Source organism: Amycolatopsis magusensis (assembly GCF_017875555.1).
GTDB lineage: Bacteria > Actinomycetota > Actinomycetes > Mycobacteriales > Pseudonocardiaceae > Amycolatopsis > Amycolatopsis magusensis.
This window is the reverse complement of the sequence record NZ_JAGGMS010000001.1, coordinates 1,992,359-2,004,522: the sequence shown is the minus strand read 5'-3', so window position 1 is coordinate 2,004,522 and position 12,164 is coordinate 1,992,359. Positions and strand designations below refer to the sequence as shown.

The 12,164-nt window shown below is 68.6% G+C and carries 8 protein-coding genes; all 8 read right to left on the bottom strand.

Annotation, left to right across the window (positions count from 1 at the left end):
- Positions 1-32: 32 nt before the first annotated feature.
- The 8 genes from rpoB to JOM49_RS09530 all read right to left on the bottom strand — a co-directional run bounded on the left by rpoB (position 33) and on the right by JOM49_RS09530 (position 12,163).
- Positions 33-3,542, bottom strand: coding sequence for a DNA-directed RNA polymerase subunit beta (gene rpoB / locus JOM49_RS09565; protein ID WP_209663967.1), 3,510 nt, complete (start codon positions 3,540-3,542; stop codon positions 33-35).
- A gap of 1,398 nt (positions 3,543-4,940) precedes the next feature.
- Positions 4,941-5,888 carry a hypothetical protein gene (locus tag JOM49_RS09560; RefSeq protein ID WP_308158700.1) on the bottom strand — a complete coding sequence of 316 codons (948 nt, stop codon included), beginning with the start codon at positions 5,886-5,888 and terminating at the stop codon, positions 4,941-4,943.
- A gap of 13 nt (positions 5,889-5,901) precedes the next feature.
- On the bottom strand, positions 5,902-6,480 hold the full coding sequence (locus JOM49_RS09555; protein WP_245369277.1) for an Rv1363c family protein: 579 nt from the start codon (positions 6,478-6,480) through the stop codon (positions 5,902-5,904).
- A gap of 17 nt (positions 6,481-6,497) precedes the next feature.
- A complete protein-coding gene (locus JOM49_RS09550; RefSeq protein ID WP_209663966.1) occupies positions 6,498-7,766 on the bottom strand; it encodes an MCE family protein in 1,269 nt (422 codons plus the stop codon).
- Positions 7,766-8,986, bottom strand: coding sequence for an MCE family protein (locus JOM49_RS09545; RefSeq protein ID WP_209663965.1), 1,221 nt, complete (start codon positions 8,984-8,986; stop codon positions 7,766-7,768). Before JOM49_RS09545 ends, JOM49_RS09550 begins: the two co-directional genes overlap by 1 nt.
- A complete protein-coding gene (locus JOM49_RS09540; protein ID WP_209663964.1) occupies positions 8,983-10,161 on the bottom strand; it encodes an MCE family protein in 1,179 nt (392 codons plus the stop codon). The genes JOM49_RS09545 and JOM49_RS09540 overlap by 4 nt, the downstream gene beginning before the upstream one ends.
- Positions 10,158-11,144: an MCE family protein gene (locus tag JOM49_RS09535; protein ID WP_209663963.1), complete on the bottom strand. Its 987-nt coding sequence runs from the start codon at positions 11,142-11,144 to the stop codon at positions 10,158-10,160. Before JOM49_RS09535 ends, JOM49_RS09540 begins: the two co-directional genes overlap by 4 nt.
- On the bottom strand, positions 11,141-12,163 hold the full coding sequence (locus JOM49_RS09530; protein ID WP_372444213.1) for an MCE family protein: 1,023 nt from the start codon (positions 12,161-12,163) through the stop codon (positions 11,141-11,143). Before JOM49_RS09530 ends, JOM49_RS09535 begins: the two co-directional genes overlap by 4 nt.
- Position 12,164 lies beyond the last annotated feature (1 nt).

The window sequence follows — 12,164 nt, the reverse complement described above, 5'->3', positions numbered from 1 at the left end:
GCCCGTCACGGGGCACCCACCGGCTTGCGCGGTCATTGAACGACGTCGTCCACCGAGGGCGACTCGTTGCGGGACAGGTTGATGCCGAGGTTCGCCGCGGCGCGCTCGAGGTCCTCGTCGTCGGAGTCGCGCATCTCGATCGCCGCCCCGTCGGAGGACAGGACCTCCACGTTGAGGCAGAGCGACTGCAGCTCCTTCAACAGCACCTTGAACGACTCCGGGATACCCGGCTCCGGGATGTTCTCGCCCTTGACGATGGCTTCGTACACCTTCACCCGGCCGATCACGTCGTCCGACTTGATCGTCAGCAGCTCCTGCAGCGTGTAGGCCGCGCCGTAGGCCTGCATCGCCCAGCACTCCATCTCACCGAAGCGCTGGCCACCGAACTGCGCCTTACCACCCAGCGGCTGCTGGGTGATCATCGAGTACGGGCCGGTGGAGCGGGCGTGGATCTTGTCGTCGACCAGGTGGTGCAGCTTCAGGATGTACATGTAGCCGACCGAGACCGGGTACGGGAACGGCTCGCCGGAGCGGCCGTCGAGCAGGGTGGCCTTGCCGTTCTGCTTGACCATGCGCTCGCCGTCGCGGTTGGGCTTGGTCGCCGACAGCAGACCCGTCAGCTCCTCCTCCTTGGCGCCGTCGAACACCGGGGTGGCGGTGTTCGTGCCGGGGTCCACGTCGTGCAGCTCGGCCGGGAGGCTCTTCGCCCAGTCGGGGTTGCCCTCGACCTTCCAGCCCTGCGAAGCCAGCCACCCGAGGTGCAACTCGAGGATCTGGCCGATGTTCATACGACGGGGCACACCGTGGGTGTTCAGCACCACGTCGACCGGGGTGCCGTCCTCCATGAACGGCATGTCCTCGACCGGGAGGATCTTGCCGATGACACCCTTGTTGCCGTGGCGGCCGGCGAGCTTGTCGCCGTCCTGGATCTTGCGCTTCTGGGCCACGTAGACGCGGACCAGCTCGTTGACGCCCGGGGGCAGCTCGTCGTCGTCCTCGCGGGAGAACACCCGGATACCGATGACCTTGCCGGTCTCGCCGTGCGGCACCTTCAGCGAGGTGTCGCGCACCTCGCGGGCCTTCTCACCGAAGATCGCGCGGAGCAGGCGCTCCTCCGGGGTCAGCTCGGTCTCACCCTTGGGCGTGACCTTGCCGACCAGGATGTCGCCGTCGCGGACCTCGGCACCGATGCGGATGATGCCGCGCTCGTCGAGGTCGGCCAGCACCTCCTCGGAGACGTTCGGGATGTCCCGGGTGATCTCCTCGGCGCCGAGCTTGGTGTCGCGGGCGTCGATCTCGTGCTCTTCGATGTGGATCGAGGTGAGCACGTCGTCCTGCACGAGGCGCTGCGACAGGATGATCGCGTCCTCGTAGTTGTGGCCCTCCCACGGCATGACCGCGACGAGCAGGTTCTTGCCGAGCGCCATCTCACCGTTCTCGGTGGACGGGCCGTCGGCGATGACCTGACCCTGCTCGACCCGGTCGCCCTCGTTGACGATCGGGCGGTGGTTGAAGCAGGTGCCGTGGTTGGAGCGGCGGAACTTGTACAGTCCGTAGCTCTTCCGCGACCCGTCGTCGTGCATGATCGTGATCAGGTCGGCGGAGAGCTCCTCGACCACCCCGGCCTGCTCGGCGACGAGCACGTCACCGGCGTCGACCGCGGCCCGCAGCTCCACCCCGGTGCCGACCAGCGGCGCCGAGTTGCGCAGCAGCGGCACGGCCTGGCGCTGCATGTTCGCGCCCATCAGCGCGCGGTTCGCGTCGTCGTGCTCGAGGAACGGGATCATCGCCGTCGCGACCGACACCATCTGGCGCGGCGAGACGTCCATGTAGTCCACGTCCAGCGGGTCGATCAGCTCGACCTCGCCGCCCTTCTTCCGGACCAGGACGCGGTCCTCGAGGAAGTTGCCCTCGTTGTCGATCGAGGCGTTGGCCTGCGCCTTGACGAAGCGGTCTTCCTCGTCCGCGGTCAGGTAGTCGACCTGGTCGGTGACCCGGCCCTCGACCACCTTGCGGTACGGGGTCTCGATGAAGCCGAACGGGTTGACCCGCGCGTAGGAGCACAGCGAGCCGATCAGGCCGATGTTCGGGCCTTCCGGCGTCTCGATCGGGCACATGCGGCCGTAGTGCGACGGGTGGACGTCGCGGACCTCCATGCCGGCGCGCTCACGGGACAGACCACCGGGGCCGAGCGCCGACAGGCGGCGCTTGTGGGTCAGCCCGGACAGCGGGTTGTTCTGGTCCATGAACTGCGAGAGCTGCGAGGTGCCGAAGAACTCCTTGATCGCCGCCACCACGGGACGGATGTTGATCAGGGTCTGCGGGGTGATCGCCTCGACGTCCTGCGTGGTCATCCGCTCGCGGACGACGCGCTCCATCCGGGACAGGCCGACCCGGATCTGGTTCTGGATCAGCTCGCCGACGGTGCGCAGGCGGCGGTTGCCGAAGTGGTCGATGTCGTCGGTCTCGACCGGGATGGTCTGGTCGCCGACGGTCATCTTGTCCTCGCCGGCGTGCAGCCGGACCAGGTACTCGATGGTGGAGACGATGTCCTCTTCGGTCAGCGTCCCGGTGTCGTACGGGGTGGTCAGGCCCAGCTTCTTGTTGACCTTGTACCGGCCCACCTTGGCCAGGTCGTAGCGCTTGTCCTTGAAGAAGAGGTTCTCCAGCAGGGTCTGCGCGCTCTCCTTGGTCGGCGGCTCGCCGGGGCGCAGCTTGCGGTAGATGTCGAGCAGGGCCTCGTCGGTGCCCGCGGTGTGGTCCTTCTCGAGGGTCGCCATCAGCGTCTCGGAGAAGGAGAAGCGCTCGCGGATCGCCTCGGTGGTCCAGCCGAGCGCCTTCAGCAGCACGGTGACCGGCTGGCGGCGCTTGCGGTCGATGCGGACGCCGACGGTGTCGCGCTTGTCCACGTCGAACTCGAGCCACGCGCCGCGGCTCGGGATGATGCGGGTGCTGAAGACGTCCTTGTCGGTGGCCTTGTCGACGTTGGAGTCGAAGTAGACGCCGGGCGAGCGGACCAGCTGGGACACCACGACACGCTCGGTGCCGTTGATGACGAAGGTGCCCTTGTCGGTCATCACCGGGAAGTCACCCATGAAGACCGTCTGGCTCTTGATCTCGCCGGTGTTGTTGTTGACGAACTCGGCGGTGACGAACAGCGGCGCCGCGTACGTCATGTCCTTGTCCTTGCACTCCTCGACGGAGGCCTTGACCTCGTCGAAGCGCGGGTCGGAGAAGGAGAGGGACATGGAGCCGGAGAAGTCTTCGATCGGGGAGATCTCGTTGAGGACCTCCTCCAGACCGCCGACCGGGTTCTCTTCGCCTTCCTCGACGCGGCGTTCGAACCACGCCTCGTCGCCGGTGAACCATTCGAATGACCGGATCTGCACGTCCAGCAGGTTCGGAGTACTCAGCGGCTCGCGAATCTTCGCGAACGACACCCGCTTGGGGGCGCCGGGGATGGTCGCGAGCTCTGAAGACTCCGAAGCAGATACAGCCGAGGTGGTCGCAGCAGTGGCCTGGTTCGCGGGAGAGACTGCCAAGATGCGTCCTTCCAGGGACAATGAGCGGCTGACAGACGCGCTAGCAGGGCGTAACACGTGCTGTCAAGGGTGCGGTGGTGCCGACCATCCTAGCTGCCTGCTTCGGGCAGCCTGAAAGAGGGCAGCGCAAAGAAGCAGTCTAGCCCCGAAGGCCGCGCTTGTCGAGGGGGCACGCCCGACGGGGGCCCAGCCTCATGCGCCTGCCTTCCACGACGCCGGTTTCCCGGTGTCTTCGGCCCTGCCCTCCCGCACGAGGCGGGCCGTTGGGAGTAAGCGTGACCCGCCGGAGACCGCGAGTCAAGATGCCACTCCCGCCTGGTCGCCAAACCGCAGGTTCAGGGCGGGTTTTTCCGCCGGATGGCGGAGCGTGCAGCGCCCTTGTGCACAGAGTCACAAGCGTACCGGTGCCCCCGAGCGGGCTCCCACCAGGCCTTTAGCGGTGTCACGAATGTGGCTTTCGGGACGTCTGACGTCCCGGATGTGGCTTTCGTGACGCCCATCCGGCGCGGGACTCCTGTGACCACGGAGGCTCCCGAGCCCACCCACCCAAACCCCCAGGCCCCCACCGTGGCCCCCACGCCCCCACGCGGCCCGCCACGCCCTATACCCCCGAACCCCACACCCACGCGCCCGAACTACACACTCAGGCACCCGAACCCCACGTTCCGGAAGCCGAACCCCACACTCGGGCAGCCGAGTCGTACGTTCAGGCGCCCGAACCCCACGTTCAGGTGCCCGGCCCGAGTGTGGGACTCGCCGCCCTGGCGCGGCTCCAGGCACCAGGGCGGCCTCAGCCGCTCCAGGAAGCCCCTGAATGTGGGACTCGGCTCCCTGAACGTGGGATACACCTACCCGAACGTGGGGTTCGGCAGCCCGATGAGGCGTTCGCCCGTCCAGGCGCCGAACTCGGCTGCACGAGTGTCGAACTCGCCGCCCAAACGTGGCGCTCGGGTGCCCGAGTGTGGAGCTCGCCGCCCAAACGTGGCGCTCGGGTGCCCGAATGTGGAACTCGCCGCCGAACGTGGGACTCGGATACCCCCGAGTGTGGAACCTCGGCTTCCCGACGTGGGTTCGGTGCCCGAATGTGGAACTCAGGCGCCTGAATGTGCGGTTCGGCTTCCCGAACGTGGAGTTCGGGTGCCCGAATGTGGAACTCGGCTTCCCGAACGTGGGGTTCAGGTGCCTGAACGTGGCACTCGGGCGCCTGAACGTGGGGTTCGGCTGCACGAACGTGGGGTTCGGGTGCCCGAGTGTGGAACTCGGCTTCCCGAACGTGAGGTTGGGGTGCGTGAGTGTGGGGCTCGGGTGCGTGAGTGTGGGGCTCGGCTTCCCGAACGTGAGGTTCGGGTGCGTGAGTGTGGGGCTCGGGTGCGTGAGCGTGGGGTTCGGGTGTGGGGGTTAGTTGGTGGGTGGGGCGGTGGGGGCGGGGGGTGGGGTGGTGGGCTGGGCTGGTTGGCCGCCGGAGTAGGTGTTCAGGTCGGTGATCTTCCACTTGCCGTCGCGCAGTTCGGTGGTGAACCACATCTGGGCGCCGCCGGCGGAGGTCTGGTTCTGGGCGGTGCGCGTGGAGGTCTGGTCGGCGGAGACCATCACCTTGGCCCGGTCGCCGTCGATCAGCACCACGGCGCTGCGCGTGACCTTCATGGTCACCACCATCTTCTGCTCCGGCGCGAGCCGCTTCACCTCGCCCATGAAGCCGTTGTACTTCTGCCGCACCTCGTCGTTGACCAGCAGCTCGTTGGCCGCGTTCTCGGTCTTCGCGATGTCGTTGAAGTCGTAGGAGAACAGCGCCTCGGCGGCACTGGTCACGGCCTGCTTCACCTGCGCGGTCTTCGCCACGTCCAGCAGCGCGGTGTTGTCCGTCGCCGCGGAGACTTCGCTTTCCTCGATCTTGAACCACACCGCCAGCCCGGCGAACGCCACGGCGGCCACCAGCAGCAACGGCAGCAGCAACCGGCTCGGCCGCTTCGGCTGGTCGAAGACCACCTGGGTGAACGCGGGCTCGGGGACCTCTTCGGCCTCGGCTTCCGAGGTCGGCTTCGGCACGCCGGTGTCCCGCGCCTTCGGACGTGGGCTCGGCTTCGCCTTCACGACCGGGGCATCGGGCTCGACCGGCTCCGAGACCGGTTCCGAGACCGGCTCGACGACGGCCTCCTCCTCGACCACCGGCTCCGCAGCCGCAGCCGAAGAAGGAGCCTCCACGACCTCGGGCTCCGGGCGCGGCTTCGGGCTCGGACGGCTCGGCGTCTGGGGCTCGGACTCCGCGCCGGGCCTGCGGATGCCGGCCACCTTGGGCCGCCGCACCGGGGTGCTGCCGGGGCGGGGCGGCTGGCGACGGTTGGCCATCAGAAGAAGCTCCTCACTGCTGTCCAGCGCCGACGACGGGGACGTTGCCGATGCTCGACAGCTTCCACTCGTCCCCGACCCTGGTCATCTCGATCTCCACGCGCAGCGACTTGACGCCCTTCTCGGCGCCCTTCGTCACGTCCGTGGACAGCGCCACCAGGCAGGTCGCCTTGCCCTCGTGCTCGTTCAGCTCCTCCACCGCGATGTCCTGCACGGTGGTCACCACCACCGTCTGCGCCTGGCCGATCGCCTCGCGGAACTTGCCCTCGGAGTTGCGGGCCTGCTCCTGGATCGCCCCGGTGGACAGCTCCTGCTGCTTCTGGAAGTACTGGTCGAGGTTGTTGTAGTCGAACTCGGTGAACGCCTTCACCGCCGCCGTGCCCGCCACCAGCACCTCGTCGCGCGCCTGGGCCAGTTCGGCGTCGTCGCCGGTGGCCGAGACCCACCACTGGATGCCGAAGATCGCCGCGGCGAGGAAGGCCGCGGTGGCCAGCGCGGCCGCGCCGAGCAGCAGCGGGCGCGTGCGGTCCCGTGGCCGGGGCGCGGTTTTCACCACGGCCTCGTCGGCCACCGGGTCCTTCTCCGAATCCATAGCTCTCCAGACTTCTCTCAGCCGGGCAGGCCGAACAGCGAAGGCAGGCTGGTCAGGCTCAGCCCGGGGCTGCCCGCGATGCCCGGCACCCCGCGCAGGGCGGCCAGCTCCTCCTCGGAGCGGTTGGCGTTGGCCTTGAGCTCCTCGTCGGTCGGGATGACCGGCACCCCGTTGTACGGCGCGTTCTGCGAACCGCGGACGTTGATCGGGCTGCCCTTGGGTTCCGCACAGTACGCATCGGTCTTCGCCTGCCGCGGGGTGAGGTCCTCCGGGCGGTTGCCGGTGCGGAACTCGTCGACGCCGCGGTAGCCCTTGGTGCACGACGGCGGGTCGAACAGGTTGAGCGCCAGCCCGAGGTGCGCGGTGCCGTCGTCCGGCGCCACCGTCTGCGCGCCGACCGAGAGCAGCGGGTAGGTCACCAGCCCCTGCTCCAGCCCGTCCAGCCGGGTGACCAGCAGGTTCGACGTGGTGAGCAGGTTCGCCACCACCGCGCCGAGGCCGGGGCCGGTTTCCTGGACCACCTCGCTGATCTGCTGCGCCACCTGCGGGGTGACGCCGATCAGCTTGCGGAGGTCGCCGTCGGAGTTCTTCAGCGTCTCCGACAGCTTGTTCAGGTCGCCGCTGAACGAGGCGAACGAGCCGGACAGGTCGTTCTGCGTCTCCAGCACCTTCCCGCCCTGCTCGAGCAGGTTGACCGTCTCCGGCAGGTTCTCCTGGGCGGCCCTGGTGAAGTCGCGGGCGGTGTCCATCAGCACCTGGAGGTCGTCACCCGTGCCGGTGAAGGCGTCGTAGGACTCGTCGACCACGGTGCGCAGCGCGTCGGTGGGCACCGAGGCGGCCAGGCTGTCGAGGTCGCCGAGCACCTGGTCGGTGGGTACCGGGGTGACGGCCCGGTCGGCCGGGATCACCGAGCCCTGCTCCAGGAACGGCCCGTCCTCGTGCTTCGGCCGCAGGTCGACGAACTGCTCGCCGACCGCCGACCGGTTGATCACCAGCGCCTGCAGGTCCGACGGGATCTGCGGCATGTCGGGGTCGATGTCCAGGTCGGCCTGCAGCCCGCGCTCGGTCAGCGACAGCTGCCCGACGCGGCCCACGTTGTACCCGCGGTAGGTCACCTCGGCGTTGGAGAAGATGCCGCCGCTGGCGTTCAGCTGCAGGTGGACCGTGTAGCCGCCCTGGCCGAAGACCTTGCCCACGTCGGTGAACCGGAACAACGCGTACACGATGGACAGCACCGCGATCACCACGAAGGCCACCAGCTGGAGCTTCGTCTTGCGCACCAACATCAGCCGGCACCTCCTGAGAGCACGTCGAAGATGCCGCCGATGCCGCTCTGCTGCGGCGCCGGTGCCTGACCGCCGGTCGGCGCGCTGGGCACGCCGCCCCCGACGATCGGCGTGGACGTGGGCAACGGCAGCAGCGGGGGCGCGTTCGGGTCGACCCCTTCGCGCCCGCCGGTCAGGCCGAGGTCCTCGGGCAGGATGTCCTGCAACGGGTTCTGCCTGCTGCGGCCCAGGTTCGCCAGAATCTCGTTCAGGTTGAGGTCGATCTTGGCGTAGAGGTTGAAGTAGTCGCCCTTGACGCCGTCCACGGCCGCGTCGCTGAACGGGAAGGTCAGCAGCAGTTCGAGCGCCTTCGGCAGGTCGGACCCGGCCTCACCGAGCTTCTGCAGCGTCGGCTGCAGCGCCTTGAGGTTGGCCACCAGGTCTTCCTGGCTCTTGTTCACCGTGTCGGTGGCGACCGCGGAGAGGTCGTTGAGCGCCTGCAGCATGGTGACCAGCTGCCCGCGCTGCTCCTCCAGCGTCTTGAGCCCCGGTCCGAGGTTGTCCAGCGCGCCGGCGATCTGGTCGCGCTGCCCGTTCAGCGTGGACGACAGGCGGTTCAGCCCGTCCAGCGCCCGGGTGATGTTCCCCGACTGCTCGTCCAGGCTGGTGACCAGGTCGTTGGCGTTGTTGAGCAGGTTCTTCAGGTCCGGCGCGCGGCCCTCGGTGGCCGCGTTCAGCTCCTTGGTGATGGTGTTGAGCTGCTCCACGCCACCGCCGTTGAGCAGCATCGACAGCGCGCCGAGCACCTCTTCGACCTCGACGTTGCGGTTCGTCCGCTCGATCGGGATGAGCATGCCGTCGGCGAGGCGCTCGCCGGCCTTGGCCTCGGCGGGCGGGCTCAGCTCGACGTACTTCTCGCCGAGCAGGCTCGACTGCCGCAGGTTCGCCAGCGCGTTGGACGGCAGCTCCACGTTCCCGTTGACCAGGAGGCTGACCTCGGCGGTCCAGCCGTCCGGCGAGAGCGCGATGCCCTCCACCCGGCCGACCGGCACCTCGTTGACCTTGACCCCGGCCTGCGGGATCAGGTCGAGCACGTCGCGGAACTGCACCTTGACGGTGTACGGGTGGTCGCCGAGGTCGGCGCCACCGGGCAGCGGGATGTCGTAGATGCCGGTGAACCCGCAGCCGGAGAGGGTCACCGCGGCGACGGCCCCGAGCGCGGCGAACGCGGTCCGCTTCACTGGGCACCTCCCGACATCACGTCGACCAGCGGCAGGGGCAGTGGCGGTGCCTCGCCCTTCTTGGCCGCGGCCACCACCTGCGCCACCGACGGCAGCGGCAGCGCGCCGTCGAGCACCGGCTGCAGACCCTTGCACAGGTCCCCGACCAGGTCGAGCTGGTCCGGCGTCTGCTTGAGCAGGTTGCACACCATCAGCACCGGCGGCTGGGTCAGCTCGTTCAGGTTGGCCCTGGCGTCGAGCGTGCCGGACGAGGCGTTGTAGGTGTTGACCAGGTTGCCGAGGCCGACCGGCGCCACGTCCAGGATCTCGGCCAGCGAGCCGCGCTGGTCCACCAGCGTCCTGGTGATGCTGGCCAGTTTGTCCACATTGGACTTGAGCTTGTCGCGGTTCTTCTCCACGAAGGCCTGCACCTGCTCCAGCGTCGGGCCGAGCTGCTGGACCGTCTCGGCCAGGTTGCCGCGCTCGTCGGCCAGGAAGCCGGTGACGTCGGCGAGCTGGCGCTCGAAGTCGCGGATCTGCCCGTCGCTGTTGGCCAGCGTGGTGGAGAAGTCGCCCAGGTTGCGCACGGTGGCGAACAGGTCATCCTTGTTGCCCGCCAGCGTGCCGGAGGCCTGGCCGAGCCGGGTGATCGTGTCGTGCAGCGCCTTGCCGTTGCCGTCGAAGTTCTCGGCGAGCGTGGTCAGCAGGGTCGACAGCGAGCCGTCCTTGTTCACCCCGTTCGGCCCGAGCGACTGGCTGACCTGGCTGAGGCTGGCGTAGAGGTCGTCCACCTCGAGCGGCACCGCGGTGCGCTCGAGCGGGATGGTCGCGCCCTCCTCGATCACCGGGCCGCCGGTGTGCGCCGGGGTCAGCTGCACGTAGCGGTCGCTGACCAGCGACGGCGCCACGATCACCGCCTGCGCCTCGGCGGGCACGGCGACCGCGCGGTCGTACTCCATGGTCACGCGCACCCGGTCGCCGAGCGGCTCGACCTTCTCCACCGTGCCCATCGGCACGCCGAGCATGCGCACGCTGTTGCCCTCGTACAGGCCGATCGCGGTGGGGAACCACGCGGTCAGGTGCTTGCGGCCCGGGTCCTTCAGGGTCCACCACAGGCCGCCTGCCACCAGCAGCGCCAGCACGCAGGCCACGCTGAGCCAGCGGGCCACGTTCATTCCGAAGCGGGTATCGGTCATTTCGCGTTGCACCCGTCTTCGTTGATCGGGCCGACGGACGGCAGCAGCAGGCCGCAGATGTAGTTGTCGAACCAGCGGCCGTTGCCGATGGTGTTGGTGAACACCCGGATGAACGGGGCGAACTCGCGCAGGCCCGCTTCCAGTGAGTCCTGGTTGCGCTCGAGCATCGAGGTGAGCTGGTCGAGCTGGGTGAGCACCGGGTCCAGCTGCGCGTCGTTGTCCTCGATCAGCCCGCGCAGCTCCCTCGACAGGGTCTTGGTGCCCTCGAGCAGCGAGCTGATCGCCTCCTTGCGCTTGGCGACCTCGTCGAGCAGCAGGTTGCCGTCGGCGATCAGCTTGGTCACCTCGGCGTCGCGGTCGACCAGGGTCTGGCTGACCTGCTTGGTGTTGGCCAGCAGCTGCGCGAGCTGGTCGTCGCGCTTGGCGATGGTGTCGGACAGCTCCGAGAGCCCGGAGAGCGCGCCCTTCACGTCGTCCGGGGTGTCGGAGAAGGTGTCCGACAGCACGTCGAAGCTCTTCGCCAGCTGGGTGGTGTCGATCTCGTCGACGGTTTCGGACAGGCCGCGGAAGGCGTCCAGCACGTCGTACGGCGAGGCGGTGCGCTCGCGCGGGATGGCCACGCCGGGGTCGAGCACCTCGTCGCCGATGGGGTCGAGCGCCAGGTACTTCTGCCCGAGCAGGGTCTTCAGCTTGATCGCCGCGCTCGTCTTGTCACCCAGCCAGGCGTCCTTGATCTTGAACGAGACCCGGACCTTGTCCCCGGCCAGTTCGATGTCGGAGACCGCGCCGACCTTGACCCCGGCGATCCGGACCTCGTCGTCGGCAACCAGGCCGGCCGCCTCCCCGAACTCGGCGGTGTAGCTGGTGCCGCCGCCGATCACCGGCAGGTCCTCGGAGTTCAGCGCGGCGAGCACGCCGAGCAGGATCACCGCGATGCCGGCCAGCGCGATGGGGACGGGGTTGCGTTGCTGGAAGCTCTTCATGCGCCACACCGCTCCCGGTTGACCGGCGCGATCGGCAGGTTGATCGGCTGGCTGATCAGCGGCGGCAGCGACACGCTGCCGGTGACCTCACAGGCGAAGAAGTTGAACCAGGAGCCGTAGTCGGCGGTCCGGCTCAGCGTGGCCACCTTGTGCGGCAGGAACTGGATGAAGTGCTCCACCAGCGGCTCGTTCTCGTTCAGGTTCTGGGTCAGCTCGCCCAGCGCGGCGATGTCGTTCTTCAGCGGCTCACGGGCCTCGGTGAGCAGACCCGAGGTCGTCTCGGCCAGCCCGCCGAGTGAGTCGATCGCGTCGCCGATCGGCTTGCGGTCCTCGGCCAGCCCGGTGACCAGCCGCTGCAGCGTGGCGATCAGGTCGGACAGCTGCGGGGTGCGCTGGTTGATCGTGTCCAGCACGCCGTTGAGGTTGGTGATCACCTCGCCGATCACCTGGTCCTTCTCGGCGATCGTGCTGGTCAGCGAGGCGGTGTGGGCGAGCAGGCTCTCCACCGTGCCGCCTTCGCCCTGCAGCACCTGGATGACCTGGTAGGACAGCTTGTTCATGTCCTCCGGGTTCAGCGCGCGGAACAGCGGCTTGAACCCGTTGAACAACTCGGTCAGGTCCAGGGCGGGCTTGGTGCGCTCCAGCGGGATGGTGCCGCCCTCGGGCAGCGTGTCCCCGGCCGTGCCGGTGCCCTGGCCGAGCGCGATGTAGCGCTGGCCGACCAGGTTGCGGAACTTGATCGTCGCGGTCACCCCGGCCGGCAGCGTGCGCCCGGCGTCGACCTCGAACTCCACCTCGGCCTGGCGCCGGTCCACGATCCGCACGTCGGACACCTGGCCGACGCGGACCCCGGCGATCCGCACGTCGTCGTTGGGCAGCACCAGCGTCGCGTCGGTGAAGCGCGCGGTGTAGGTGGCCGTGTTGCTCAGGTTCAGGTTGGCGATGCTGATGCCGAGCACCGCGGTGAACATCACGGTGATCACGATGAAGATGATCAGCTTGATCAGGGAGGCGGTCACC

What these genes read in the sequence shown, in the direction of transcription:
- JOM49_RS09550 (WP_209663966.1), bottom strand. Translation starts at nt 7,766, where the DNA reads ATGTTGGTGCGCAAGACGAAGCTCCAGCTGGTGGCCTTCGTGGTGATC.
- JOM49_RS09555 (WP_245369277.1), bottom strand. Translation starts at nt 6,480, where the DNA reads ATGGATTCGGAGAAGGACCCGGTGGCCGACGAGGCCGTGGTGAAAACC.
- JOM49_RS09540 (WP_209663964.1), bottom strand. Translation starts at nt 10,161, where the DNA reads ATGACCGATACCCGCTTCGGAATGAACGTGGCCCGCTGGCTCAGCGTG.
- JOM49_RS09560 (WP_308158700.1), bottom strand. Translation starts at nt 5,888, where the DNA reads ATGGCCAACCGTCGCCAGCCGCCCCGCCCCGGCAGCACCCCGGTGCGG.
- JOM49_RS09535 (WP_209663963.1), bottom strand. Translation starts at nt 11,144, where the DNA reads ATGAAGAGCTTCCAGCAACGCAACCCCGTCCCCATCGCGCTGGCCGGC.